The sequence below is a fragment of the Sphingopyxis fribergensis genome (assembly GCF_000803645.1).
GTDB lineage: Bacteria > Pseudomonadota > Alphaproteobacteria > Sphingomonadales > Sphingomonadaceae > Sphingopyxis > Sphingopyxis fribergensis.
Genome location: NZ_CP009122.1, coordinates 4,872,413 through 4,898,222, shown reverse-complemented (window position 1 = coordinate 4,898,222; position 25,810 = coordinate 4,872,413). Strand labels below are relative to the sequence as shown.

Sequence of the window (25,810 nt, the reverse complement as noted above, 5' to 3'; positions counted from 1 at the left end):
AAGGGGCCTCCGTTCGCAGCGCCGGGTCCCGTGGGGGGCTCCGGCGGAGAGGCGGCGACATTCGGAAATCGGGATGCGGTTTAGGAACGGACAAAGTGACGACGCGCGGAATGTCCCGATCAGGCGGCGCCGAGCAGCTCCTGATAGCCGCCGTCGCGCATCGCGACCGCGGCGCGGTGCCAGCGCGCGATGCGACGGCGCTCGCTCGATCCGTCCCAGTCGGCGGCCGAGAAATCCTGGGCATCGTCGAGGATGAGGGCGGCGGCGATGTCGCGCGCCGAACGCCCTTCGGCGGAGGCGTCGAGGAGCCGCAGCCACTGGATGAGACGCCAGCGCTCGGATGGTCCGGGGGCGCCTCCCCGCAGGAAGCGATGCGTCGTGACGCCCGCCGAGAAGCGGCGCTGTACGGCGAGGCTCACGGCCATCCGCAGCTCGCTGTGCGGATCGGCCGGATTTACATAGGCGAGCCGTTCATCGGCGAGGAAGCGGCGAAGCCAGAGGCGGAAGCGCCGTCCGTCGGCCACGAACACGAGATGCCACTCGCCCGGCAGGATGATCTCGGAGGCGATATCCGCGGAGGCGATGAGCTCGGCGAGCCGCGGCGCGGCAAAGCCGTCGGGCGCCGGTTCGGCGATGGCGACATGCGCGCAGGCCTCGGGCTGCCAGAGCGCGGGGGATTCGGTGACGGATCGGTCAGGGTCTAGGGCGAAAGACCAACCCCCATCGTCGCGCCAGCCCAGCGAGGCGCGCGGTGCGCCGCCGCGTCGGCGCCAACGCGGCCGAACGATAGGCGCGGCGATAGGCCGGGCTTCGGCGCAGGAACTCCTGCGCGAAATCGGCGCGATCATATGTTTCGAATATTCTCGGAAAATATGGCGATTGCCAATCGACGACCTGATCCATTCGCACCTCCGGCTGATCTTCAGGAATGAAAGCAAAGCCTATCAGCAGCTTGCCCGCATCGGCTGGAACATGGTTAGCGGCATGCAAAGGATCATCGTAACGCATTGCGGCGGAGAATCCCCGCGCGAAAAGCCTCAAAATGAGAGTATCGCCGCCCGGCTTGCGGCCGGGCGGCGTGCTCGATCAGTCCCGCCGCTGGGGACGGGTCCAGACGAGGTCATAGTCGCCGTCGCTTCCTTCGAAGAGCTGCGCGAAGATGGGCGCGGTGAAGCTCGGGTCGTCGAACTTGGTCGAGAGATAGGTGCGGTCGTCCTGGCTGGTCTTCTCCCAGGCCGCACCCACCTCGACGTCGCCGACATAGATGCGGTGGGTCGGAGCGCTGGGTTTGGGATTGTCCTCGGGGACGATGCGAACCGCGTCGACCGAGAGGGCGAGGCTCGCGATTGCGCCCCGATATTCGCCCTTCGCTTTCTTGAAGGTTCCGATCTTGGCCATCTTGAAGTCCTTTCCTTGCTTTCGAGCCGCAGGATCGCGGTCTCGATGCGCATCGGTGGCCGGAAAGGAGACCGCGCCGCAGCCGCAGGCCCGGAGCGAAGCAAAGGACGGCAGCGCAGCGATTTTCTTGGTCCGCGAGGAACGGCGGCACGCCGGGGGAAGAAAATCGGGGAGCGCCGTTGCGGCCAGCGGGCTCAGCGCAGCGGCTTGCCGGCAGATCGCGCAGGGAAGAGACCGTGTTCCTGCGGCGGGAGCGAAGGACTCAGAGGCGGTCGGAAGCGGGCGAAGCGGAGGCCGGGATCGCGGGTGCGCGATCGTCACGTTCCCGGTCGCCGACACCAATTGCATCCACCGAAGACCCGTTAAGTCCCCGGACCGCCGCCACGGCGGCGACGACGGCAGCGAGCATAGGCAGGATCGCCACCAGCATGCCCTCCGTAGCGAAGAGCCGCACGATCCCCGTCATGCCATAATAGCCTGCGACCCCCGCCGGGAGGAGGAAGAGCATTGCGACACAGGCTCGCAGCAATGTCGATCCGCCGTGCGCGTAGAGGTGCCGTCCAGCAAGATGGAGCAGGATCCCCGCCAGGAATGCCATCGCAAGGGCAGCGCCAATGCCATAGCCCCGGTCCAGAAGTTCGAAGGCGAGAGCAATGCCGGTGCCAAGCGGCAGCGCGAGTGCCGCCAGCCGGAACAGAAGCCAGATGAGATAGAGGCCTGCGGCAGCGCCGAGGATAAGCATGAAAGTCACGAGCGTCCTCCCTGGGGACGCGCTCTCCACCACCACCACAGCGCGGTCTGCACCGTCAATCTAGCAGACAGCCGCCCGCGACGGAACCGGAACTGGAACCATCGCGGGGCAAATTTTGCGGGCTCAGCGGTTGAACGGGTCATATTCGCACACGATGTGTTCGGGGTCGCCGTCGAACTCTTCGATGGGCATCACCGCATAGCCTTTTGTCGTTTCGATAAGGACGATGATCGTCATCATCGTGCGGGCGAGGCTCCAGCCGAGCGATTGAGCGGTGGAAAGCGGCATGGGTTTGGCTCCTGTCCTTTCGGAGCGGGACCGTTCCCGCTCGACAGTCGCCCCGCCGGCCGGGGGCGGGCCGCAATCACCGCAGCAAGGCTGCGGCCGCACGCGAAGCGTAGCGGACCCTTCACGGGTTGATTGAAGGAGGCCCGGCTTCGAGCCCAGGGATCAGCGGCTATCGAGAGCGGGTATGGTTTCGCGGGGACTGGAGGCCCTTGCGCCTTCCTCCCGGACCACAATCTGCGTGCGCCGTGGCCCCTGTAGTGGGACTTGGCGATCGTGCCTCTCCACACGAGGTTGCTTGCCTTCTGCCTTGGGTAGGGGTAGGGGGTATCCCTATGGCACATCTTTCAGGCGATAATTCCGAACTCATTGCGCGCGTCCGCCGCATCAGCGGACAGGTTGGCGCGATCGAGCGAGCGCTCCAGTCGCAAGCGCCGTGCGCCGAAGTCCTGCATCTTGTTGCGGCAGTCCGCGGCGCGGTCGCCGGGCTCATCGAGGAAGTGATCTCCGATCATCTCGAGGAGCATGTCTCGCGCCCGGGGCTGACCGACGCCGAGCGCGCGGCCGGTGCCGAGGAGTTGCTCACCGTTATCCGCCGCTACAGCAAATAGGATCGCATAATGGCCACTACCCCCATCGCGGACGCGCGTGTCCACGATCATATGTTCCTGGGCGCGTCACATGACGAGAATGCCCGGCGCACGCTGCTCGTCGTCGTTTTGACCGCGCTGATGATGGTCGGCGAGATCATCGCCGGCTACATCACGGGATCGATGGCGCTGCTCGCCGATGGTTTCCACATGGCGACGCATGCCGGTGCCCTCGGCGTGGCGGCGATCGCTTATGGTTATGCGAAGCGCAATGCGCACAACGCGGCCTATAGCTTCGGAACCGGCAAGGTCGGCGATCTCGGAGGATTTGCCTCGGCGATGGCGCTCGGGCTTGTTTCGCTCGGCATCGGCGTCGAAGCGGTGTCGCGACTGTTCAATCCGACCAACGTCGCTTTTCTCGAGGCGACTGTCGTCGCGGCGGTTGGCCTTGGCGTAAACATTGCGAGCGCCTTCCTGCTGTCGGGCGGGCATCACCATGGTCATGGGCACGGACATCACCATGGTCATGGCCATGGCCATGGCGACGATCATCATCACAACCATGGGCCAATGGCGCAGAGCGGCGACAATAATCTGCGCTCGGCCTATGTGCATGTGCTTGCCGATGCGTTGACGTCGGTGCTCGCCATCGCAGCCCTGCTTGCGGGACGCTATCTCGGATGGGTGTGGATGGACCCCGTAATGGGGATCGTCGGCGCGATCGTGATCGCGCGCTGGTCGTGGAGCCTGATGCGCGACACGGCCGCGGTCCTGCTCGACCGGAGCGACGATCATGTGGCGGAGGAAGTCCGCGAGCTGGTCGAGGCGCCCGGCGATGCCCGGATCGTCGATCTTCACGTATGGCGCCTCGGACCCGACGCGCATGCCGCGATCGTCAGCGTCGCCGGGCCTGCCGGTCTCACCGGCGCGGCGATCCGCGAGCGCCTCGCGCCGGTCCACGAGCTGCGTCACGTCACGATCGAGTGCAACTGAGCGATGCGTTCGCCCTGCATCGAATTATGTGCGTTCGACGGTCGGACGGGCTGGTGCCCCGGCTGCGGCCGCACCCAGTCCGAATGCCGGAGCTGGAAGAAGGCCTCGCCATTCCAGCAGCGCAAGCTGGCCTCGGAGCTTCCGCGCCGATTGGCGAAACTCACGCAGGAAAAATGACGGCCCCGCCCGAAGGCGGGGCCGCTGGGGTCAGCTCGGCGGGTTCCAGATAAGCACCTTCTTCATCGGATCGTCGCCGGGCGCGTTCGCGATATTCGCGTAGATCGTGCCGAATTCGGGGGCCGAAAGGGTGACCGAGACATATTCGGTGCCGTTCGACTGCGACGTGCGGGTCCAGCCGGCGCCGACCTCGTAGCCGTTCTTGCGCGCGATCACGCGGAAGTCGGGCTCATTGTCCTTCACCTTGCGGCCGTTCGGGACGATCGCGATCGGCGCGGTGACCAGAAGGGTCGTCAGCGTGCCTTCGAAGCTGCCGTCGGCCTTGACGGTGAGATTTGCGATGGTGGCCATGTCGTGTCTCCTTGGGTTGCTCGGGACCATCCCCGATGGCGCCGACCGAAGGGCCCGCGAGCCGCCGTCACCGAGCGGTACGCGAGGGCGAACCCCCGCAGGGGGTTGACGGCATGAGGCGAGCCGAGGCCCGCAGTCAGGCAGCCAAGGAGGGAGTGGTCCTGCAACCGGAGCATTTGGCCACCATCAGTGAAAGTCATGGCTCCGGACGCGCAACGCAGGCTCGCGGCTGTCGGGCCCGCCCCCGTTCCGCGCCCCGTCCCCGCGTCCCGGCGCAATGGAAAGCGCGCTGCGCCCGACCTGCCGCAGCATCGCGTCATGGTCGGTTATCCGGTCACAGATGACATGAATGATCTCGCCTTCCTTCTGGACGCGGCCGCGCATCGCGATCATCGACGCCGCCATGACCTGGCGCCGATAGATGTCGAAGCGATCGGGCCAGAGGATGCCGTTGGCGATACCGGTCTCATCCTCGATCGTGACGAACAGCACGCCCTTTGCCGAGCCGGGGCGTTGCCGGACGAGGATCACCCCGGCGACCTCGATATTCCGGCCATCGCGGATCGAGCCGAGATCCGCGCAGCGGACGATCCCCATCCGGTCCAGCTCCTCGCGCAGGAAACTTAAGGGATGCGCGCGCAAACTCAGTTGAAGCGTGCGATAATCCTCCACCACCTCGCGTCCTTCGGTCATCGGCCGAAGCGCGGTCGGCGGTTCGAGCCCTTCGGGCGAGAAGTTCGCCTCGCGCGCGTCGGCGGCCGCGAAGAGCGGCAGCGGCGCCTCGCCGAGGCCGCGGACCTTCCACAGCCCCTGCCGCCGGTCCTCGGACAGAGAGGCAAATCCATCCGCTTCGGCGATCCGCTCGATCGCGGCGCGCGGCACGCCGGCGCGCCGCCATACATCCTCGACGCAGTCGTAGGGCACATCGCCGCGCGCCCCGACGATCGCGGCACCATGTATGTTCGCGAGCGATCGAACCTGGCGGAAGCCGAGGCGAACCGCGAGATAGCGCCCGTCGCTCCTTTCCAGCGTGCAGTCCCAATGGCTGTCGTTGATCGAGACCGGGCGCACCTCGACGCCGTGATTCCGGGCATCGCGCACGATCTGCGCGGGCGCGTAGAAGCCCATCGGCTGCGCGTTGAGCAAGGCCGCGCAAAAGACGTCCGGATGATGATGCTTCATCCAACATGAGGCATAGGCGATTTTCGCGAAGCTCGCGGCGTGGCTCTCGGGAAAGCCATAGCTCCCGAAACCCTCGATCTGCTTGAAGGTACGCTCGGCGAAATCCTTGGGATAGCCGCGCTCGACCATGCCGCCGACGAGCTTGTCGTAGAAATGTGATACGCCGCCGGTGAGCTTGAAGGTCGCCATCGCGCGGCGAAGCTGGTCGGCCTCGACCGGCGTGAAGCCGGCACCGACGATCGCGACCTTCATCGCCTGCTCCTGAAAGAGTGGCACCCCCAAGGTCTTCTCGAGCACGGCGCGAAGCTCGGGCTTTGGATATTCGGGCTTCTCCTTGCCTTCACGCCGCCGAAGATAGGGGTGCACCATGTCGCCCTGGATCGGGCCGGGGCGGACGATCGCGACCTCGATCACGAGGTCGTAGAAGCATTTGGGCTTGATCCGCGGCAGCATCGACATCTGCGCGCGGCTCTCGATCTGGAAGACGCCGAGCGTGTCGGCCTTCTGGATCATCCCATAGACCGCCGGGTCGTCGTCCTGCAGGTCGGCCATGCCGACATCGATGCTCTTGTGTTCGCGGAGCAGGTTGAACGCCCGGTTCATGCAGCCGAGCATCCCGAGACCCAGCACGTCGACCTTCATGAATTTGAGGACGTCGATATCGTCCTTGTCCCATTCGATGATCTGGCGGTCCTCCATCCGCGCCGGCTCGATCGGCACAAGATCGTCGAGCCGCTCCTCGGTCAGCACGAAGCCGCCCGGGTGCTGGGAGAGATGCCGCGGCGTCCCGATCAGCTGCCGCGCTAGATCGAGCGTCAGCCGAAGTCGATAGTCATTGGCGTTGAGGTTAAGCTCAGCGATGCGCTCCTCGGGGATGCCGTCGACCGACCAGCCCCAGACGAGGCCGGTCAGCATCTTGGTGAGATCCCGCGGTAGCCCGAGCGCCTTCCCCACCTCGGCGACCGCCCCGCGGGTTCGGTATCGCGTGACCACGGCGGTCAGCGCGGAGCGATGACGGCCGTAGGTCTCGTAGATCCACTGGATGATTTCTTCGCGCCGCTCATGTTCGAAGTCGACGTCGATATCGGGCGGCTCCTTGCGTTCACCCGACACGAAGCGCTCGAAGAGCAGCTCGTGCTTGATCGGGTCGATCGAAGTCACGCCGAGCAGGAAGCAGACGCAGCTGTTCGCGGCTGACCCGCGCCCTTGGCACAATATGCCGCGCCGCCGGCTCTCGGCGACGATCGAATTGACGGTCAGGAAATAGGGCGCGTAGCCGAGCTCGCCGATCAGGCGCAGCTCGTGATCGATCTGTTTCCGAAAGGCAGGCGGCACGCCGCCCGGAAACATCCGGTTCGCACCTTCCTCGGTCAACGCCGCCAACGCTTCCTGCGCGGTGCGGCCCTCCATCACCTGCTCATAGGGATATTGGTAGCGGATCTCGGCAAGGTCGAAGCGACAGGCTGCCGCGATGTCGGCGGTCGCCGCGATCGCGTCGGGGAACAGCGCGAAGCGCCTTTCCATCTCGGCCGGGCTCTTCAAGGCCCGGTCCATGAAGCGTTCGCGCTTGAACCCGAGCGCATCGACCGTCGTCTTCTCGCGGATCGCGGTCAGCACGTCCTGCAGCGGGCGCCGTTCGGGCGCATGGTAGAGGATGTCGCCGAGCGCGACGCTCCGCACCGCCACTTCCTGCGCCAGCGCATCGAGCGCGCGAAGCCGCGCGAAATCGCCGGGCCGGCGGCGCAGCGCGAGCGCGAGAAAGGCGCGCGGGCCGAAGGCGCCGCTGAGCTCGGCGAGATCGAGCCGCGCCCGTTCGTCGGCTTCACCGGGCAGGAGGATCGCGACGAGGCCCTCGGCCGAGGCCGCGACGTCGGGCCAGTCGAGCCAGCAATTGCCCTTGCCGCCGCGCCCCTTGCCCAAGGAGAGCAGCCGGGTCAGCCGCGACCAGGCCGCGCGGTCCGTCGGATAGAGGAGGATCGAGCGACCGTCGCGAAGGTCGACGCGCGTCCCCGCGATCAGCCGGACGCCGGTTGCTTCCTGTCCCGACAGACCGCGCACCATGCCGGCGACGCTGCCCCGGTCGCAAAGCCCGAGGGCCGAATGGCCGAGGGCAGCGGCGGCCGCGAACAATTCCTCGGGCGAAGAGGCCCCCCGCAGAAAGGAAAAATGGCTCGTGGCGTAGAGTTCGACATAGGTCGTAACGGGGTCCGTCATCCGAACACGCCGTGCATGTACCAGCTGAGGTCACCCGTCTTGTCGGTGATCGCGTCGCCGCGGCGGAAGAGCCAGAAGCGCTCGCCGCTTGTCGCCTCGACCCGGAAATAGTCGCGAACCGCCCACATCTCGCCCGGGCGGCGCCACCATTCGCCATGGATGCGCTCGGGGCCATCGCCTGCGACCACCGCATAGCTCCGCCCGCGCCACGCGAAGCGGCGCGGCGGATGGTCGGGAAGCAAGGCGACGACGCCCGACAGCGCCTCGGGCCGCGCGAGCATCCGGATCGGCCGCGGCCAGACGGGCCAGCCGGCAGGCTGGGCCAAAGGCCCGGCGCGCACGATCGCGCGCTCGGGGACATCGCTTTCGATCGCGGACAGGCGGAACAGCGCGGCATCGCCGGCGCGGCCGGCCAGCGCATCGACGAGCGGAGCGAGGTCGGGCGCCTGGCGTGCCGTGTTGAGCACGGCGGCGATCGCCTCGGGCGCCAGCGCTTCGACCTGCGGCGCCGCGAGAACCATCGTCTCGATCCCGAGCCCCGGCTCGATCCGGTCGATCCGGAGCCTGAACAGGCGCAGCAGATGTTTCGCATCGCGCGTCGCGCGCGCCGTGCCGACGGTGACGAACTGCGCGCCCATGTCGAGCCGGTCGCAGCGCAAGACGAGGCTCCGCACGCCAAGACTGCGCTCGCGCAGCGCGAGCACGAGATCGCCGAGCAGGTCGGCGATGACCTGCTCGATCGCCTCGGCGGTCCCGATCGGCTCGAGCAAGGAACGGCGCGCCTCGGGCATGTCGAACGGGACGACGGGCACGATCGGCTCGGGTACGAACCCTCGCGCCTGGTCGAGCCGCTCGACCGCGCCGCGCCCGAGCCGCCGGGCCAATGGCCCGCGCGGCATCGGATAAAGATCGGCGATCCGCTCGATCCCGAAGCGCGCCGCCGCGGCGAGCGCCTCCGGCGCCAGCCGGAGCGCCGCCAGCGGCAAAGGCGCCAGCGCCTCGCTCTCGCCTCCTTCCGGCAAGATCCGCACGCCCGCGCCGCCATCGCGTGCGAGCGCGTGAGCGGCGCCGGGCGTGCCGGCGATCGCGACACGCGCGGTGAAGCCGAGGCGCCTTAGAAAACCGAGCAGACGCGCCGCGAAACGCTCTTCGCCGCCGAAGAGATGCGTCGTGCCCGACAGGTCGAGCCACAGCCCGTCGATGCCCGACACTGCCGCCGTCGGCGTCCAGCAGCGGGCGGCGTGGAGCGCAAGGCGATCGAGCCACGCGCGATCGGCGTCGGGTGCGGCATCGAGTATGTCGAGATCGGAGACCAGCGCGCGGGCATGGGCGGCCGCCATGCCGGGCACGAGGCCGAGATCGAGCGCCGCCGGACAGGCGGCGGTCACGACGTCGCGCTGGCCGGTTCGCGCGACGACGATCGTCGGACGGAGGCCCCAGAGCGGCGGCAGCGGCGCAGCGATCCCGCCCGACGTCCCGTCGTCCGAGCGCAACGCCCGGAACACCGGTGCGGCAGCTTCGCTCCGCCGTCCGAGCTCGCGCATCGTCGGTCGCTGGTGCGCCGGGAGGGCGTCGAGCGACGGCTCGCCGGAGTGCGTGCCTTGCGCCCAGCGCGCGCCCGGACGCCAGCCGCCGCCGCGCGGCACCGAACAGGTGCCGGGATTGTCGTCGACAGGCTCGGGGAAGCGCGGACCCGCCCGCGCCCGATCAGGCGGCGTGCCCGAATGCGACGGTGTCCGTTCTGCCCGGCGCAACCGCTCGATCGGCAGTTGCGGCAGGAAGAGCGAGGCGACCCTGGTCATCGCACGCCTCCAGTTCGAGGGAAAAAGGCGGCCCGCCGCGCTGCCGGACCAGCTCGACATTCCAGCGCCCGCGCCCGACGCCGGGCGAGGCGAGGCGGCCCGACGACAAGGTGCCGATGCGCCAGCGGGTCATTGCGAGCGACGGATCGGCGAGCGGGCATTGGCCATAACGCCGGTACCGGCGATAGAGGATCATCGGCGTGTTGCCCTCGGATGCTGCCAGTTGCAGCCGGCGCGTCGCGGTCTGATCGGCCGCTTTCACTTCGGCAACGACGCAGGCGAGCGAACCGTCGCGCAGCGCGTCCTCGCACAGCGCCAGCAGTTCCTTGTCGGTCCTGCCTTGAGCATAGAGCACGCGGTCCGGACCGAGCCCCGCCTGTTCGAGACCGGGGGCATAGAGATCGAACCGCGTCAGCGCCCAGAGCGCCGACACGTCGGGCGCCGCCGCGAAGCGCGACGCGATTCCAGCCGCGAAGAGCGTTGCCGCAGCGTCATCGCTCCAGCTTGCCGAGGCGCCCGTGACCTCGTGCAGGCCTGCGCCATCGAGCCCGCCGCCAGCGAGAAGATGATCGACCGGCCCGACGCCGAACGGCAAGACCGGCCCGCGCGAGGCGGCTACACGCGCCACCGCCGCGCGAAGCACGTCGATATCTCTGGCACTTGGCCGAGGTGCAGATTGGGGCGTCGTGCTCATGGGAAATATCGACTCAAATGTTCCCTTTATGTTCCACCGAGTCAAAGGGCGCGTCAAGCGGGCCGCGACGAACCGCCGGGAATCGGTGCGCGCCTTCCGCCCGGCCTCTGTAAAAGCGAAACAAATTGGGCTCATGATCGTGACGGCTGCGTCCTGCTGACGGAACGAGGATCGCCGCCAAAGCATTGGAAGACCGGTGACGGACCTATTGCGAGGCGAATCATGCGTGAGAATCACAGCCGCTATTCCACCGTCTCGATCGTCCTGCACTGGACGATCGCCATCCTGATCATCGCCAATGCCACCTTTGGCGGCTGGATGGAGGACGCCTCGGACAGCGAGAAACTTGGCTATTATCATCTGCACAAATCGGTCGGGATCACGATCCTCGCGCTCAGCATTATCCGGCTCGGTTGGCGCTTCGGCCATCCCTGGCCGGCCTTCCCCGGCGGCATGCCGTCATGGGAACGGATGCTCGCGCGCACGACCCATGTCCTCTTCTATGTGCTGATGATCGGCGCCCCGCTTCTCGGCTGGGCCGCAGCGTCGGCGGGCGGGGCGCCTGAAGTGCCGCTTTACGGCGCCGTGCCCGCGCCCAATCTTCCGCTACCGCTGAACGAGGATCTCGCCGAAGAGCTCGGCGACATACACAAGCTGATGGTGAAGGCCATTTACGTCGTGCTCGCGCTGCATGTTCTCGGCGCGCTCAAGCATCATTTTTTCGACAAGGACGAAGTGCTCCACCGGATGCTGCCGCTGTTTCGCAATCCGCGCGGCTGACACGCGTCGGCGTCACGGCATGCTGTCGTCGCGGCTGAGCAGGCCGAGGGTGCGCTCATCGCGCTCGCCGCCGAACCAGCGGATGAGCGCGGCGGAGAAGAGCGGCCGCCGGCTCACGGCCTCGAACAATGTCAGCGATGAACGCAGCTTGACGGCGTCGACCTCGCCGAAGACCGCCACCGGGTCGCTTGCCGGCAGGTCCTGGATCGCTTCGACGCATTCGGCATAGCGCGCGCCGAGAAGCGGATGGGCCAGATAGGCCCGCGCCTCATCGGCTCCCGCGAGACCGTAGAGCTTCGACGTCGCGCTTCGGCCAAGGCCTGCCAGCTGCGGGAATATGAACCACATCCAGTGCGAGCACTTCTTGCCGCGGCGAATCTCGCCGAGCGCGCGCGGGTAGATTTGCTCTTGCGCGGTCACGAACAGATCGAGTCCCTCTTCGTTCGTCATAAGGCAAGAGCGCCTTGTGCAGGCGGCTTACCATATACCTGCGTCACCTCGAGGCTGCCTTCGGGAAGCCATTTCAATATGTCCTCGGCCGGAACGCGCGGATCGAGCCAAGCGGCCCATTGATCGCGTGGCAGCGGAATGATCTGGCGATGGTGATAGGGTGCGATGTCGGGACCTGCGTCCATGGTCAGGAGGCTGAAGGCTTCGCCGACATGGCTGTCGCGCCAGACGCCGGCCATGCAGAACCAGCGATGGTCCTTCAGCGTGAACAGCCACTTGTCGAGCCGCTTCTGCGCAGGGTCGGTGGGATCGGTGAACTCATAGAAACCGTCGCAGAGGACGAGGCATCGCTGCATGCCGAGATCGCGGCGCTCCGAGCGCACATTATAGACCGGTTTGCCGCCCTGTCCGGGCCAGCTCCAGCGCCGGTTGACGAGCGATCCGGCGGCGGCGCCGTCGCTGCTCTTCACGATCGGCGCTGTATCGGTGATGCGGACATCCTCGCGCGCCGGCACGTTCGGTGCGCCCTCGGGCATGTCGATCTTGATCTGGAGGTTGTCGAAGTCCTCGGCGATCGACGCGATGTCAATTTCGAGCCGATAATCATTGCACATGCGCGTCGGCCCCCTCGCCCTTGCGACTCAACATCGTTCCCATTATGTTCCACATATGGGTATCGCGCCAACCCCTTTCGATCCCGACGCCCCGAGCGGAGGCGTGCAAGCGCTCGTCCGGCGCAATCCCGACAATATGACCGAGATCGAAATGGTCAAAGCGGTTTGGGGTTCCGACCCGCGGTTTAGCGACGGGATCAATTATCGTTTCGTGCGCGCCGAGGGCCGCGCCTTCCCGGCGCGCCGCTGCCTGATCCCGGCGTCCGAGTTTCGCATGGGAACCGGCGATCACCGCTACCGGGTGACGCTCGACAGCGGCAATTTCTTCTATCTCGCCGCAGTGTGGGACCCGCCACTCGCCGACTGGCCGCTGTCCTACCGCATCCTCACCATCCCGGCGGGCGCCGATGTCATTCCCTATCAGTCGCGCCACGGCGTGATCATCCAGCGGCGCGACGCGAACCATTGGCTCGACGGCAGCCTGCCGAACGAGCTGCTGTTCGAGGAACCGCCGCGTCGCACGCTGTTCGTTGAGCCTTTGCGCAAACAGGCGGAACTTCCGCTCTAGGTCATGATGTCGCCGGCCCGCAGGGCCCGAACAACCGCACTCTTGGCGAGCCCGCAGCGGGGCGGCGTGCGATGCGCTCCCGTGCCTAGCCGCCGCCCCGCAAGGATAGCGAGCCGAGTGTGCCGCGCGGCCAAAACAAAAGTGCGACCCCTGGCCGAGCCTGCGAGGCCAGAGCGCGCTCATCAGATGCCGCGCCCGACATGCCGCCGCGCGGCCGTCCCGCCGGGCACGCCGGCGGGACGTACCGGCTCAGCCGTTCAGACGATCCTTGACGGCCTTCGCGGCGCCGAAGGTCAGCTTCTTCGAAGCCGCAATCTGGATGGTTTCGCCAGTCGAGGGATTGCGGCCTTCACGCGCGGCCGATTCCTTGACCTTGAACTTGCCGAAGCCGTTCACCGAGACTTCGTCGCCCTTGGCGGCGGCGTCGGTGATCGCAGCGAAAACGGCATCGACAGCCTTCTTCGCATCGGCCTTGCTCAGACCAAGTGCGGTTGCGACGCTGTCCGACAGTTCGGCGTGGTTCATAAAATCATCTCCTTGAGCGGCCGGAAGGATCCCGGCCGGGCGGGCGCTATAGCGCCGCGGACGGATCGGCGCCATCTGCGCCGCGCCAAGGCGCGGCACGGCGAGTTGCACTCGGTGGCGGCGTGCGGCAGTAGCGGCGGATGCTTCCCCACCGCCTCATCGCATCCGCCCTGCTCCTGCTGGCTGCCGCCTGCTCGCCCGCGACCTCCGCACCCGCGAACCCGTCTGCTCCATCGAAACCGCTCAAGCTTGCGAGCTGGAACCTGGAATTTCTCGCCGCGAGGAACGGCGAAGGCTGCAACCCCAGGGATGACAGCGATTATGCCGCGATGCGCCGCATCGTCGACGACCTCGACGCCGATGTGATCGCCTTTCAGGAGGCCGAGAATGAGACCGCCGCGGCGCGGGTCTTCGACCCCGCCAAATATGTCGTGATCATGGAAGCGCGGAAGGGCGCGCCGGGCGGCACCTGCGGCGGCAAGTTCCCGTCGCAGACGGTGATCCGCCAAGCGGTCGGTTTTGCGATCCGCAAGGATATGGCCTTCGATCGCCATGCCGATGTGACGTCGCTGATGCGCGGCAACGAACAGCTTCGCTCGGGCGTCGACATCACGCTCCGCCCCGAGGGCCGCACACCGATCCGCCTTCTCGGCATCCACCTCAAGTCAGGCTGCTTCTCCGGGAACGAGGCGAAGGCCTGCCCCATATTCCAGGACCAGATTCCGGCGCTCGAAGCCTGGATCGACGCGGCCGCCGCCGGGCCCGAGCGCTTCGCGGTGCTGGGCGACTGGAACCGGCGGCTCGCGCTTCCCGGCGACGCGATCTGGACTAAAATCGACGATGGCGATCCGGCCAACGCCGATTTGATGCTCGCCGACGCGGGCCAGCCGCCGGCCTGCGATCCGCGTTACGACAGTTTCATCGATCATATCGTGCTCGACCGGCGCGCCGCCGCCGACCGGACGGGGTTCAGCGAAACGCTCTATGCGCCCGGCGAGAAGCATTATTCGGACCACTGCCCGATCGCGGTCACGCTGCGGCGATAGAAAAATTCCGGGCCTCGAAGTAGCCCACGGAACCATCGCGCGCCCGGCACGTTTCACTTACCTGTCCAGACGAAAGAATGGCAGAATTTGATCGCATCTTCGGATGCAATCTAGGGAAGCCCCGCTGCAGCGATGTAGCGGGGCTTACCATTTCCGCTCCGCAGATATGCGGGCGCCATGCCGCAGGCGAGAAGCCAAGCGGCCCGACGATCATTCTGCGTCAGGCACGTCCTCGACACTTTCCCGACCGTCGTCATCAGGAAGGGGAACCTGCTCCGGAACTTGCTCGGGGCCGGTCGGGGGAGAATCGGGATGCGGGTCGGGCGGTGCGCTTGCCATGACAGCTCCTATGGACGTTGCCACTGGGAAACGGCCGGCAAGTCCTGCGGTTCCGGCGAGCCCGAGCCGCCCTGCGATCAGGCCGCAGGCCCCGGCACAAAATAGATCCAAAATGGTTTGATCTGGCGGCGGCACTTCCGTTTCCCCCCTGTTGACGATAGCGTGCCGCGCCATGACCGTGGGGGAAGAGGAATCGATCGGACCGGGATCGTTGTGGCTGCGATGGGATCCGCACGTCCACGCCCCGGGCACGATCTTCAACGACCAGTTCAAGGGCGATTGGGAAGCCTATCTTGCCGCGATCGAGGGTGCGACGCCGGCGATCCGTGCGCTCGGTATTACCGACTATTACGGGCTTGAACTCTACAAGGAGGTTCGCGCGCGCAAGGAGCAAGGTCGCCTCAAGGACTGCGACCTGATCTTTCCGAATATCGAGCTTCGGTTCAGCGTGGGAACCGCGCGGTCGTGGATCAACGCCCATCTGCTCGTCTGCCCCGACGATCCCGATCATATCGAGCAGCTCACGCGCTTCCTTCAGCGCCTGACCTTCAAGACCACGACCGACACCTTCGCCTGTAATCCTTCGGAGCTGATCCGCCTGGGACGTTCGCTCAATTCCGAGCTGACCGATGATCGTTCAGCGCTTCGCCACGGCTCCGAACAATTCAAGGTAAGCTTCGATCAGCTCCGTGAAGAATATAAGGGGATGAGCTGGGCGCAGGAGAATATCCTGATCGCGGTCGCCGGCGCGAAGGGCGATGGGACATCGGGACTTCAAGATGGCGCAGACCAAGCTTTGCGCCAGCAGATTGAACATTTTGCTCACATCATGTTCGCGTCGAGCCCGGCGCAACGTGAATTTTGGCTCGGCCGAAAAACCAGTCGCGAGCATATCTGCGAGACCTACGGCGGGCTCAAGCCCTGCATGCACGGCAGCGACGGGCATTCTGTGGAACGAACGGGCGCGCCCGATGGCGACCGCTATACCTGGATCAAAGGTGCGGCGACATTCGACGGACTGAAGCAGGCCTGCATCGATCCCGAGGGCCGCGCTTACGTCGGGACCGAGGCGCCGCCCGCAGCTGCGCCGTCTGAGACGATCCACCGTGTGACCCTGACGAATGCGCCGTGGGCCCCCAATTCGGTGATCGATCTCAACCCGGGCCTCGTCGCGATCATTGGTGCGCGCGGGTCCGGCAAGACCGCGCTGGCCGACATGATCGCAGCGGGCTGCGATGCCCATGCCGACCAGCTCCCTATGCAGTCTTTCCTGGTTCGGGCGAGCGAATATCTCGACGATGCGACGGTGAAGCTCGATTGGGGCAATGGCGTTGTCACCGAACGCGGCCTCGATAATGCCGCGGCGGCATGGGACGGCTACGCCCGCGCTCGATACCTGACACAGCAGTTCGTGGAATCGCTCTGCTCACCGGAGGGAATGACCGATGGCCTGCTGTCGGAAGTCGAGCGCGTGGTCTTTGACGCCCACAGCCCGACCGAGCGAGAGGGCGCGGTCGATTTTGCGGACCTTCGCGACCTCAAGGCAGCCCGGTTCCGCGAGGCGCGACGCCGCGAAGAACAGAAGCTCGAGGAATTGTCCGACCGGATCAACATCGAGCTCGAGAAGCAATCTCAGATCGTGGCCATTCGGAAGCAGGTCGACGAGAAGAAGCTCAAGATCACCCAGCTCACCGAGGACCGCGGCAAGCTTGTCCGCAAAGGCAGCGAGGACCGGATCAAGCGCCTCGAGGCCCTGACCGAGGCGGCAAACGAAGTGCGCGCACGGGTTAGGCGCCTGACCAATCGCGAGCAGAAGTTGCTACTCGTCCAGGACGAGGTTTCGGACTTCCGGACCCATCAGGCGCCCGAAAATCTGCGCGATGCGCAAGAGCGCCACAAGGATGCCGGCATAGCCGGAGAGGCGTGGGACCCGTTTCTGACGCAGTACAGCGGCAATGTGGACGGCATCATCAACGACAACCTGTCCTCCACCCGGAAGAACCGTGACGGGTGGCGCGGGATCGATATCGCAATCACCGATCCAGCGACCCCGCTCATCGCCGACGATGCCGATCTGACGAGACTTCCCCTTGGCCGGCTCGATGCGGAAATCCGGCGGCTCGGCGATATCATAAACGTCGACAAGGAAACACGCGAACGGTTCAATTCCCTGTCGACGAAAATCACGACCGAGACCGAATTGCTCTCGGTCCTGCAGGACAAGCTGAAGGACTATGAGGGCGCAGAGGAGCGCGCCAAGGGCCTGCCTACGGAAAGGCAGTCAAGCTACCGGCGGATCTTCGAAGCGGTGTTTTCGGAACAGCAGGTCCTCAACGACCTTTACGCACCCATCCGGGCGCGAATGGACGAGACGGGCGGGACGCTCGGGAAGCTTGCATTCACCGTCACCCGCCGAGCAGACATGGCGGAGTGGGCAAAGCGCGGCGAGGATCTGCTGGACCTTCGCCGACAGGGCCCGTTCCGCGGCGAGGGCAAATTGCTCGAGGCCGCGAATGACGAGCTTCGCGGCGTTTGGGAGAGTGGGACCGCCGAAGAAGTGACCGAGGCGCTCAAAGACTTTCGCCAAAAATATCAGAAGAGCTTCTTCGAACATGCTCTCGCACAGCGCAGCGATGCCGCCGCATTCCGCGGCTGGCTCAAGCTGTTCGCGCGCTGGCTCTATGGCACCGATCATATCGAAGTCCGGTACAGCGTCGATTATGATGGGGTCGACATCCGCAAACTTTCGCCGGGCACGCGCGGCATCGTACTCCTGCTGCTGTACCTCGCGCTCGACAACGCAGATGAGCGGCCGCTGATCATCGATCAGCCCGAGGAAAATCTCGATCCCAAGTCGATCTATGATGAACTCGTCGGCCTGTTCCTCAAGGCCAAGGCGAAGCGCCAGGTCATCATCGTCACGCATAACGCCAATCTGGTGATCAACACCGACGCCGATCAGGTCATCGTTGCATCGGCCGGCCCGCATCCGGGGGATGGCTTGCCCGAGATCGCCTATGCGAGCGGCGGCCTCGAAGATGCACCGATCCGCAAGATGGTCTGCGACATTCTCGAGGGCGGGGAACATGCGTTTCGCGAGCGCGCACGGCGCCTGCGCGTTCGCCTGGAGCGTTAGTCTCGATATTTTGCACGGGCTCAAGGGGGAGCAAAACCAATGAGGAAAATCATTCTGGCTGCGGCGCTGATCTGCGCGCCGGGACTGGCGCAGGCGCAATCGGGCTGTGCAGCCTATACGGGCACCATGGTGCAGCCCCAGACCTTCGACCAGGCTATCGCGTCCATCAAGCCCGTCGCGCCGAAGGACGAATTCGAGACCAGCGATGCATACCGCGCCCGGCTCGCAGCAGCGGGCGGCTCCGGCCCCCTCATCATCTCGAAGAAGATCGAAGGCGCGGAATATCTGGCCTATAATGCCGATCTCGGAGCCTTCGAGGTGAAGTCCTACCTGTTCGACAATACGAACTTCAGCGCTTGGGACACCTTCTATTATGCAAAAGTCGAAAGTCCGAAGGCCAGCACCCTCAGCAACCTCGACGTGACGATTTCGAGCAGCGAGGTCACGACCGGCACCTATTCCGCGCAGAATGGCTTCGGGGCGAAGGCCACCATCAGCAAGATTACCCGGACCGAGAACGCGATCTTCGAGGGTGAACCGGCGCGCTATGGCGAAGAGCTTTTCATCGCCAACAAGGGTGGGGTCATCGGGACCATCCCCATGAGCGTCGCCGAAGCGCAAGCCTTCAAACCCCAAGCCAAGATTGCCTTTGTTGTCGTGCCGAAGCTCCCGAATGTCGTTCGCGCCACCTACCCCTATGGCAAGACGACGATCAGCAATCCGACCGATATCACGGTGAATTCGACGGTCCTGGTCGCCGACATTCAGTGCGGCCTGCTCATGGACGGGACGAACAAGGTCGTCGCAGCCTTCACGACACGATGACCGCGTCAGAAGATCCCGGAGACAATTCCGGTCATAATGCGGCCGATCACCGCGCGGAGGATGAGGCAGAACGCCCACAGCCGCCGGTCGACGAACTCCTCGTTCTCGACGAGCGCCAACTCATCCGGATCGAGGCCGTACACAGGGGTTTCCTCTACCAGCATCTTTTCGCGGCAGCGTGCCTTCTCCTCGCGGGAAAGGCGGGAGCCGAACATATCATCGTCGAGCGGGACGAGGACATTGAAGTCCAGCTTCCGGACGCCCGTATCTATGCGCAGGTCAAAACGCGGCAGGACGTCCTCAATCCCAGTGATATTTCAGGAGCACTAGAGCGTTTCGAGGACATACGTGCGGATCATCAGAACGGCCTGCGAGCTGGCGACGCGAGATTCGTGATCGCGACGAATGCGCCTCCGTCGCCAGCCCTGCTCAAGAAGATTGCCGCGGATGACTGGCCTGACGATGTCGAGCTGCATTGGCCAGGCGGTCCTGAGCCCTCCGACAATTGCCTGCCTCGACCTGCCGACAATGTTGCCGGTATGGCTGCATATTGCTCGGATCTCGCGGCGCAGCTGCCATTCGGGTTGCTCAGGCCGGAGACGCTGACCTGGAAGCTGGCCGCCATGGTCATGCTCGCATCCGCTGGCACGCCTCCGCGCGAGGATCACAGTTTTTCCCGCGAGGAATTGCCGGACCTGTTCGAGCAGCTCGTGGTCCAGATGCAGCAGCTTCCGGCGCCGCCCCCGGTGTACCGCGCCCAGGTCGACGAACCCGCCCTGCTAAGTGACCAGCCCGTCCGCATCATAGCGGGACTTTCGGGCTCGGGGAAAACCGCCTGGATGGCCGAGGCCGCGGTCCATGCTGCGCTCCCGGTCACCTATCTCGACGTTGGGGACACGCCGGGACCCGCGCTCGCGTCAGCGGTAGCGCGCGAAGTGGCGGCGAAGATGTTCGGTCGCTCCAACGACAAGCTCGGCGAAATTCTTCTGCCGGGCGCGAGCGGATTGGACATGGTGAGCGCGCTGAGCATCAAGCTCGGCGAAGACGGCCTTCACGCGGCTGTCGTCATCGATAACAGCCACCGCATTCCCGCGGCCGATATAGAGGCGCTGGTAGCACGGGGCCCCAATCTCCGATTTGTCCTGCTGAGCCAACCGGGTCGGCACATCGCCGAACTCGAAGCAGGACTAGATATTCAAGCCGAGACTCTGAACGGCTGGGACGAAGACACTATCGCGGCGGCAGTTCAAGATGCTGGTTGCCGTGCCGATTTCGGCGATTGCGAGCGGCTATCCAGAATTACCGGAGGCCTGCCATTTTATGTACTCAATGCGGCGACGATCGCGGCGCGCGAATATGGCGGCGACATTAGGGCCTTTTGTACGGATATCGAGCAGCAGACCAATATCGTCGAGACGGCTCAAGAGATTATCCTGAGGCGCGCGTTCGAAGGCTTGCCGCCGGTCGACAGAGAAACGATCGCGGTCCTGAGCCTCGCCGATGTCGCGCTCTCACGGGACGAAGCCAGTGCCTTGCTTCAAGCCGCATGCGACATCGACGCGAAGGCGGCCACGGCCCGGTTGCGCGCGCTTCCCGCAACGGGTGCGCTGGAATTATTCGGGAATAGCGGCCTAAAAATTCACGACGCGGTGAGGATACTCGGCAAAGCGGACGTCTCGGCAAAGGGTCAGGACTTCGAGCAGAAAGCCTTGGGCTCGCTGCAGCGGGTCATCGTAAGCTCGATCCGGACCAACTGGAGCCTCGCGAAGTTAGGACTGCTCATCCGTCTGTTCGGGCTTCTCGGTCAGGCGAGAATATTGGTGCAGTTTGCCACAGACGAATTGTTCCACGAACTCGGGGTCTGGCCGGAAATCGAACCCTATCTGCTGACGATCGCGGCCGATCCGAACGGAGATGCCGAGACAAGGCTGTGGGCGCTCGACGGCCTGGTCTTCAATGATCTGCGCGAGGGAGATTATGAGGCCGGCCGGGAGCGGGTCGACGAGATGGAATCGCTGCTGAGGGCGAACGAGCTCGGCGACGAGGAGTGGATGGCCTGGGGCATGAAGCGGATGTTGCTCTTGTCCGAGCTTGGCGACATTGATGGCGTCCGGGCCATGCTTGACGAAGTTTCGGATCGACTTCCCGACCAGCCCGAACATCTGCGCGTGTTTCGCTACAATCGCGCCCTCGCCCTCTTCAAGCTCGGCGACAACGATACAGCGGTAAGTGAGGCACTCGCCCTCATCGGCGAATATTATCGGGAGCTCGGGATCAGGCCCGACGATGTGATAGGACGGAACGCCCCCGAACTTCGGGAGCTTCTTCCCAAAGACGAAGATCTCACCGATCGGCTGAAACATCTGGCAGACAGTCACGATCTTTTCGCGCAGGCCTTGGGCCGGAAGAGCCAGCGATCTACTCTCGCACGCATCCATGCGATGAAATTCTACGAACTGTCGCAATCCTACCAGTCATTCGTCCGGGTTGGTCTCGATCTTGTCGAAGAACTGGTCTGGGTGAACGACTTCATAAGCGCCCGCGAGGCCTTCGAACGGAACATCTTCCCCATCTTGCAAGGCGCGGGCCTCGCGGGGCCCGTTCTCGAAGCTCGCGCTCTATATGCGGTGGTTCTTGCGTACTGCGGCGACCATGATGCGGCGGCGAACGAGGTCGAGCGGCTGCTGCCGTTCGAGGATGCGATGGATCCGAACCATCGCGCGGCATTCCAGGAGCAGAAGGCCATCATTCGCGAGGTTCGGCGCAAAGGCGGTCCCCCGCAGCGACAGGTTGTGATTCCTGCCCCTTTGCAGGCGCTGTTCGATCAGCGTCGCGGTGCCCCCAGGGAGGTTGAGCCGAGGAAAAAGGTCGGCCGCAACGAAAAATGTCCCTGCGGTTCTGGCAAGAAATACAAAATCTGCCACGGGCGATGATCGCGAGCGGCTAGAGTCGGTCGTAGATGGCGTTCGGCAGAAGTTTCATCAGGCCAGCGACGAGCCACCAGCGTTTGGTGACATAGGCATGAGACTTACGGGCGCGGATGGCGCCGTAGATCTGCTTCGCCGCCTTTTCAGGCGAAGCAACCCAGAAGAGTCCGTCACCCTTCGCCATCGCGGTGTCGACGAAGCCGGGCCGCACGTCGGTCGTTGCAATCGGCAGGCCCCGGCGCGCCATGTTCTGGCGTAGCGCCTCCATATAGTTGGAGACGAAGGCCTTGGACGCATTGTAGGCAGGCGCGTCGCCGCTTCCCCGCAATCCCGCGATCGACGAAATGGCCACCAGATGCCCCGTGCCTTGGGCGATGAAGTGCTGCATGCCGATATTGGCCGCGGCCGCGAAACCTTCGACATTCACCGCGATGGTCTCGCGTTCCGCCTCCCAGACAAGATCGGCATTTATGTGGCCGACCCCGGCACTGATCACCAGCAAGTCGAGCCCGCCAAGCCGCTCGATCAGGGCGGCGAGTCCGCGTTGCATCGCGGTCGTGTCGGCCACGTCGAACGCCTCGTAGATTATCGAACCGGAAGAATTGCCAGCGAGATTGGCGAGCAGGTCGCGGCGCCGACTGGTGACGCCAACCGAATAGCCATGATGCGAGAGCAGCATCGCCAGCTCTCGGCCGATCCCTGAACTCGCGCCGACTATGATCGCTTTGTTCACGGGCAAGCTCTTGGAATGCGCCGGAACGAAACTGCGATCACAGCCTTCGTCATCAGATTTCGAATGCCTTGAGGAAGTCGGCCATAATTTCCGCGGCATGTCGCTGCCGCAAGATCCGGGCGTTCAGCAGATCGGGGTCGGCCGAGACATCGGCTTCGTCGTCTTCGAAACTTGCCACGGCGACGGGCCCGTCGCGCAAATAGCTCTCGTCGGGATTGGGATCGCGGAAGCGAGCCGCCATGCGAGTAAGAGCCTCGCGTATCGCCTCGGCATGCGGACCGGTCAGTGCAGCCGCGAATGCGGATTGCGCCGCGCCGACGCCACCTTCCAGATTCTCGATGCAGTAGATCAGGTCGTGCGCATCCTTGCGCTCGAACCTCTGATCGAAAGCAAAGGCCTTGAGACAGGTGAAGGTGACGATATCAGCGTAGCGCACGACCTCGGTGGCACGGCCCTTACCGTTCAGCAGGTCCGCCGTGATTTCGACGGTCCCGTGATGGTCGAACACCATGGAAGCGTGGGGGATGTTCAACGCCGAGACATTTCCGTCCGAAGGAAGTTCCTTTACCTTGCCGCCTCCAAGTTCCGGCGAGTCCGCCAGAAACTCGAGGATCATCGTCGTGCCGTCCTCGATCTCGGCGCGCCACCGCCAGGATTGCTTCGCACCCTTTTCATTCTCGGCGCGCTCGAAGTTCATCGCCTTTAGATTTTCTTCTAGCGTACTGTAGGCTTCGGTCGTCGTGAGGATTCCGACGTCGACGACGATATCGACGTCACCCGTGCCCGCATGTTTCGGGACTTTCGGCGGCCTGGCGGTCACGAGATAGCGCGGCGCGAGTCCGCCGACGAGAAAGACCGAATCCTTCCATGGTCCAAGCCCGCGCAGGAGCGTGACCAGTACGCGCTCGCACGCGTCGGTGACCATGTCCTCATAGCCGCTGATCGTCTGTGGTTTGGGCATTATTTATCCAGACATTCGCTACGGAGGTGCATCGCCAATTCACGGGAACGGCCGGACGCCTGGAGCAGGTCGAGATAGACCTGCAGCGGCGGCGCATAGCAGACGCCATCGATCCGTTGGCCGACCGCGACATCGCGCCGGCTCTTCGCCTCGATGATACCGAGATTCCACCCCTCCGCCACGGGCCGGGCGTCGAGATTGAGCAGCGCCTCGATCAGCTTCTGCCCGGGCTCGATCCGGCAACGAAGCTGCGAGATGGAAGAAAGATAGGGGGCATAGATTTGAGCGGCTACCTCGCCGGTGACCGCATAGGCGGCTTTCGCCTCGTCGCACGCCTGATCAAGGCGCAGCGCCAGCGCCAGTGCGTCACTCCCTTTCGGGACATAGTAACGCCGCACTGTCGGCGCCTTCTGATCGCTCGCATAGCTGGTCCAAGCTTCGAGAAGGGGCCGTGCGGCGCGCAATCGACGCTGTTTCGACGGACCCGCCCCCTGCACATCCACCCACTCGCGCCGTTCGAGTTCCGTGAGGGTCTCGGAAGCCGTAGCGGGCGATACGCCGCTCGCATCGGCGAGATCCTTCACGCCCAGCCAGTCCTGCCGCCTCTCATAAATTTCATGGAGTGCGCGCGCCTTTTGCCCCTGAAAAATGGAATCGAATTTCTTCGTCCCTTTTTTCGGAGCCGGTTTATCGAGAAATATGAATGCCTTTTTCCCCGGAATATAAAGCGAGCCTCCGAGGTCGTAATATCCGACGCGCTCTTCCCGAAAAATCTCTCGAGCGCCCGGCGAGATCGCACGGGCGACAAAAAAAGGAATGATTTCCCGGTCGTCACCGGAATTGCTGAGATGGGCCTGATTATTCCGAAGCTGCCAGATTGCTTCGCGCACATCGCGCGGAAAAAGCTGCGCCTTGATTTCGACAAGCAATAAGAGCGGCTGGCGGCCGATATATGCGCCGATCAGGGCGTCGGCGCGGCCGCGAGGCCCGATTTCGACCTCATATCGCTCGATTTGCGCGTGCGACTGCGGCAGCGCCAAAAGCGCCTCCAAAAGCGCATCGAGCAATTCGCGCTGAGAATTTTCAAATTCGGCCATATTTTGTGCCCAGCAAAAATCACCCTAAAAGTGAATATTCGGAAAAACCTTGATATTTGCTGCGCAGAAAATTTGCATTAAAAAAATGGAAAAAATTTCATCTGAAATCTGGAAAGCGTCGAAACTGGCAACGCTCCGGTGGCGTCAACGAAGGATTTTGGCGTCACCGCGCCTCGAGGGTGATTTCACGCCTGCTGAACTGAGATGGCAATTTGATCTCGATATCGCCCGATGTGATAGCCCAATCGGTCGTCACCAAGGCTGGCTCTTCGCCACTATCGTCCTCGGACACCAGCACCTCAACATAAATAGCCGCGCTGGAAGTTGGACGAGCATGGTAAGTCCGAATATCCAAATCAGGCTCTCCCCGCCGCGAGATGACATACTCATGACCCGTCTCACGAACGTCGGCTTCGACCTCAGCCAAGACTTCGACCTCAAGGACAAAATCCTGTCCCTCCTCGGATTCGTCGACGAGAAACACGCTCGAAATCTCAAGATCGAAGAACTCGACATCTTCAACCTCGATATCGACACGGCGCGGACGATAGGAGTTAAGGCGTGCCCTCAGCCTTTCGAGCAGGGACGCGTCTCCACGGACATGCGCTTCAAGACGCTTCACCAACTGGGCTGACGCCAGAGCCAGCGAGAGAAGCTGGGCAACGGAGTCCAATTGGATCAGATCGTCCCGTCCCTCGCAGAATTTCACCAGGTCCGGATCCTTGCCAACCACATATATTCTGGGTCGACCGGGCCGGATCCAGGCGAGGAGGCTCGACAGCACAAAGGCGTCCGGAAACTCGCTCTTTTTTTTGCCCTCCCCAAAGGGCGCAGCACCAGCAAAATAATCGTCAAAAATCGCTTTGTGATCGGCAACAACGGGGATTTCGGTAAATTTTGCTGTCGCTAGGAATTCTCGAAAGCGCGCGTGAAGCAGTGCCTTCCGATCGGCTGGATCGGTATCACCAAAGGGACCGCTTTCTCCAAGCTGGCCAAAAATCGCGCCGTGCTTCTTCGCTGCTGCTTCCGCCTCCGCCAGCGCTTCCGAAAGTCTCGCTTCAACCTCCCGCGTGGTGATGGAAGTCGTGATCGGCTCGAGCGTGCTCTTCGACGCTAGATCGATCAGGCTGGACCAAGTTCGCGATTGCCAGTCGAGACCCGCCGCACGAAAAGCCTCGGTATCGATGAAAGCATATGGTGTGACGAGGCGCTGTCCGCGCGGTGCTGGTGGTTCGCTCATCGTTGCAAACTAGCTTTTGCGACGGATTTCCTCAATCGTTCCCTTGAGCCTCGCCGCCCAATGCGACGCTTGAGAGAGAGCTAAGAATGGCGCAAAACTGGCTCACATAGGCCGATGGACGGAGAACTAGCC

At 64.2% G+C, this 25,810-nt stretch carries 27 protein-coding genes; 9 read left to right on the top strand and 18 right to left on the bottom strand.

Features of this window, described 5'->3' with window-relative positions; translation table 11 throughout:
• Positions 1–119: 119 nt before the first annotated feature.
• The 5 genes from SKP52_RS24910 to SKP52_RS26700 form a co-directional block, all read right to left on the bottom strand.
• Entirely contained in the window at positions 120–524 is a 405-nt protein-coding gene (locus SKP52_RS24910; protein ID WP_228383939.1) for a DUF2285 domain-containing protein, read from the bottom strand.
• Positions 525–693: 169 nt separating this feature from the next.
• Positions 694–903, bottom strand: coding sequence for a transcriptional regulator domain-containing protein (locus tag SKP52_RS27135; RefSeq protein WP_081932956.1), 210 nt, complete (start codon positions 901–903; stop codon positions 694–696).
• 183 nt (positions 904–1,086) lie between these two features.
• Positions 1,087–1,398: a DUF736 domain-containing protein gene (locus SKP52_RS22940; RefSeq protein ID WP_037553344.1), complete on the bottom strand. Its 312-nt coding sequence runs from the start codon at positions 1,396–1,398 to the stop codon at positions 1,087–1,089.
• Between the two features lie 262 nt (positions 1,399–1,660).
• On the bottom strand, positions 1,661–2,149 hold the full coding sequence (locus tag SKP52_RS22935; RefSeq protein ID WP_058801025.1) for a hypothetical protein: 489 nt from the start codon (positions 2,147–2,149) through the stop codon (positions 1,661–1,663).
• A 123-nt stretch (positions 2,150–2,272) separates the two neighbouring features.
• Positions 2,273–2,437, bottom strand: coding sequence for a hypothetical protein (locus SKP52_RS26700; RefSeq protein ID WP_162928261.1), 165 nt, complete (start codon positions 2,435–2,437; stop codon positions 2,273–2,275).
• A gap of 332 nt (positions 2,438–2,769) precedes the next feature.
• Here SKP52_RS26700 and SKP52_RS22930 point away from each other — a divergent pair, with 332 nt between their 5' ends.
• From SKP52_RS22930 to SKP52_RS25770, 3 genes are read left to right on the top strand one after another with little or no spacing between them, the layout of a single operon-like run.
• A complete protein-coding gene (locus SKP52_RS22930; RefSeq protein WP_037553343.1) occupies positions 2,770–3,045 on the top strand; it encodes a metal/formaldehyde-sensitive transcriptional repressor in 276 nt (91 codons plus the stop codon).
• Positions 3,046–3,054: 9 nt separating this feature from the next.
• Positions 3,055–4,017: a CDF family Co(II)/Ni(II) efflux transporter DmeF gene (gene dmeF, locus SKP52_RS22925; protein WP_037553341.1), complete on the top strand. Its 963-nt coding sequence runs from the start codon at positions 3,055–3,057 to the stop codon at positions 4,015–4,017.
• A gap of 3 nt (positions 4,018–4,020) precedes the next feature.
• The gene (locus SKP52_RS25770) at positions 4,021–4,194 is read left to right on the top strand and encodes a DUF1289 domain-containing protein (RefSeq protein ID WP_037553340.1); all 174 of its coding nucleotides are present in this window, start codon (positions 4,021–4,023) and stop codon (positions 4,192–4,194) included.
• Between the two features lie 30 nt (positions 4,195–4,224).
• On the opposite strand, the gene SKP52_RS22915 is transcribed toward SKP52_RS25770, so the two are convergent.
• The 4 genes from SKP52_RS22915 to SKP52_RS22900 all read right to left on the bottom strand — a co-directional run bounded on the left by SKP52_RS22915 (position 4,225) and on the right by SKP52_RS22900 (position 10,437).
• Positions 4,225–4,545, bottom strand: coding sequence for a DUF736 domain-containing protein (locus SKP52_RS22915; protein WP_037553339.1), 321 nt, complete (start codon positions 4,543–4,545; stop codon positions 4,225–4,227).
• Between the two features lie 186 nt (positions 4,546–4,731).
• Positions 4,732–7,941 (bottom strand): error-prone DNA polymerase, encoded by a 3,210-nt coding sequence (locus SKP52_RS22910; RefSeq protein ID WP_037553338.1) that lies wholly within the window; start codon positions 7,939–7,941, stop codon positions 4,732–4,734.
• The gene (locus tag SKP52_RS22905; protein ID WP_081932951.1) at positions 7,938–9,743 is read right to left on the bottom strand and encodes a DUF6504 family protein; all 1,806 of its coding nucleotides are present in this window, start codon (positions 9,741–9,743) and stop codon (positions 7,938–7,940) included. Before SKP52_RS22905 ends, SKP52_RS22910 begins: the two co-directional genes overlap by 4 nt.
• Positions 9,649–10,437 carry an ImuA family protein gene (locus SKP52_RS22900; RefSeq protein WP_228383753.1) on the bottom strand — a complete coding sequence of 263 codons (789 nt, stop codon included), beginning with the start codon at positions 10,435–10,437 and terminating at the stop codon, positions 9,649–9,651. Before SKP52_RS22900 ends, SKP52_RS22905 begins: the two co-directional genes overlap by 95 nt.
• 222 nt (positions 10,438–10,659) lie before the next feature.
• Between SKP52_RS22900 and SKP52_RS22895 the strand changes: the two genes are divergently transcribed.
• The gene (locus tag SKP52_RS22895; protein WP_037553336.1) at positions 10,660–11,217 is read left to right on the top strand and encodes a cytochrome b; all 558 of its coding nucleotides are present in this window, start codon (positions 10,660–10,662) and stop codon (positions 11,215–11,217) included.
• A 12-nt stretch (positions 11,218–11,229) separates the two neighbouring features.
• On the opposite strand, the gene SKP52_RS22890 is transcribed toward SKP52_RS22895, so the two are convergent.
• Entirely contained in the window at positions 11,230–11,667 is a 438-nt protein-coding gene (locus tag SKP52_RS22890) for a DUF1810 domain-containing protein (protein ID WP_037553335.1), read from the bottom strand.
• Positions 11,664–12,281: an SOS response-associated peptidase family protein gene (locus tag SKP52_RS22885; RefSeq protein WP_037553333.1), complete on the bottom strand. Its 618-nt coding sequence runs from the start codon at positions 12,279–12,281 to the stop codon at positions 11,664–11,666. Before SKP52_RS22885 ends, SKP52_RS22890 begins: the two co-directional genes overlap by 4 nt.
• A 55-nt stretch (positions 12,282–12,336) precedes the next feature.
• Here SKP52_RS22885 and SKP52_RS22880 point away from each other — a divergent pair, with 55 nt between their 5' ends.
• Positions 12,337–12,849, top strand: a complete 513-nt coding sequence (locus SKP52_RS22880; protein ID WP_037553332.1) for an SOS response-associated peptidase family protein — start codon at positions 12,337–12,339, stop codon at positions 12,847–12,849.
• 249 nt (positions 12,850–13,098) lie between these two features.
• On the opposite strand, the gene SKP52_RS22875 is transcribed toward SKP52_RS22880, so the two are convergent.
• Positions 13,099–13,374: an HU family DNA-binding protein gene (locus tag SKP52_RS22875; protein WP_037553418.1), complete on the bottom strand. Its 276-nt coding sequence runs from the start codon at positions 13,372–13,374 to the stop codon at positions 13,099–13,101.
• A 140-nt stretch (positions 13,375–13,514) separates the two neighbouring features.
• Here SKP52_RS22875 and SKP52_RS22870 point away from each other — a divergent pair, with 140 nt between their 5' ends.
• The 3 genes from SKP52_RS22870 to SKP52_RS22860 all read left to right on the top strand — a co-directional run bounded on the left by SKP52_RS22870 (position 13,515) and on the right by SKP52_RS22860 (position 18,720).
• Positions 13,515–14,420, top strand: coding sequence for an endonuclease/exonuclease/phosphatase family protein (locus tag SKP52_RS22870; protein WP_037553331.1), 906 nt, complete (start codon positions 13,515–13,517; stop codon positions 14,418–14,420).
• Positions 14,421–14,931: 511 nt separating this feature from the next.
• On the top strand, positions 14,932–17,895 hold the full coding sequence (locus tag SKP52_RS22865) for a TrlF family AAA-like ATPase (RefSeq protein WP_037553330.1): 2,964 nt from the start codon (positions 14,932–14,934) through the stop codon (positions 17,893–17,895).
• Positions 17,896–17,934: 39 nt separating this feature from the next.
• Entirely contained in the window at positions 17,935–18,720 is a 786-nt protein-coding gene (locus tag SKP52_RS22860) for a hypothetical protein (RefSeq protein WP_037553329.1), read from the top strand.
• A gap of 5 nt (positions 18,721–18,725) precedes the next feature.
• On the opposite strand, the gene SKP52_RS27130 is transcribed toward SKP52_RS22860, so the two are convergent.
• Together SKP52_RS27130 and SKP52_RS27125 are read right to left on the bottom strand one after the other, a co-directional pair.
• Positions 18,726–18,935 (bottom strand): hypothetical protein, encoded by a 210-nt coding sequence (locus tag SKP52_RS27130; RefSeq protein WP_052181964.1) that lies wholly within the window; start codon positions 18,933–18,935, stop codon positions 18,726–18,728.
• A gap of 111 nt (positions 18,936–19,046) precedes the next feature.
• On the bottom strand, positions 19,047–19,196 hold the full coding sequence (locus SKP52_RS27125; protein ID WP_228383752.1) for a hypothetical protein: 150 nt from the start codon (positions 19,194–19,196) through the stop codon (positions 19,047–19,049).
• A 363-nt stretch (positions 19,197–19,559) separates the two neighbouring features.
• Here SKP52_RS27125 and SKP52_RS22855 point away from each other — a divergent pair, with 363 nt between their 5' ends.
• Entirely contained in the window at positions 19,560–21,653 is a 2,094-nt protein-coding gene (locus SKP52_RS22855; RefSeq protein ID WP_228383751.1) for a YecA/YgfB family protein, read from the top strand.
• A gap of 10 nt (positions 21,654–21,663) precedes the next feature.
• On the opposite strand, the gene SKP52_RS22850 is transcribed toward SKP52_RS22855, so the two are convergent.
• The 4 genes from SKP52_RS22850 to SKP52_RS22835 all read right to left on the bottom strand — a co-directional run bounded on the left by SKP52_RS22850 (position 21,664) and on the right by SKP52_RS22835 (position 25,678).
• The gene (locus SKP52_RS22850; protein ID WP_037553328.1) at positions 21,664–22,380 is read right to left on the bottom strand and encodes an SDR family NAD(P)-dependent oxidoreductase; all 717 of its coding nucleotides are present in this window, start codon (positions 22,378–22,380) and stop codon (positions 21,664–21,666) included.
• Positions 22,381–22,432: 52 nt separating this feature from the next.
• Positions 22,433–23,341, bottom strand: a complete 909-nt coding sequence (locus SKP52_RS22845) for a hypothetical protein (protein WP_037553327.1) — start codon at positions 23,339–23,341, stop codon at positions 22,433–22,435.
• Positions 23,341–24,438, bottom strand: a complete 1,098-nt coding sequence (locus tag SKP52_RS22840; RefSeq protein WP_037553325.1) for a MarR family transcriptional regulator — start codon at positions 24,436–24,438, stop codon at positions 23,341–23,343. Before SKP52_RS22840 ends, SKP52_RS22845 begins: the two co-directional genes overlap by 1 nt.
• Positions 24,439–24,601: 163 nt before the next feature.
• A complete protein-coding gene (locus SKP52_RS22835; protein ID WP_037553323.1) occupies positions 24,602–25,678 on the bottom strand; it encodes a PIN domain-containing protein in 1,077 nt (358 codons plus the stop codon).
• Positions 25,679–25,810 lie beyond the last annotated feature (132 nt).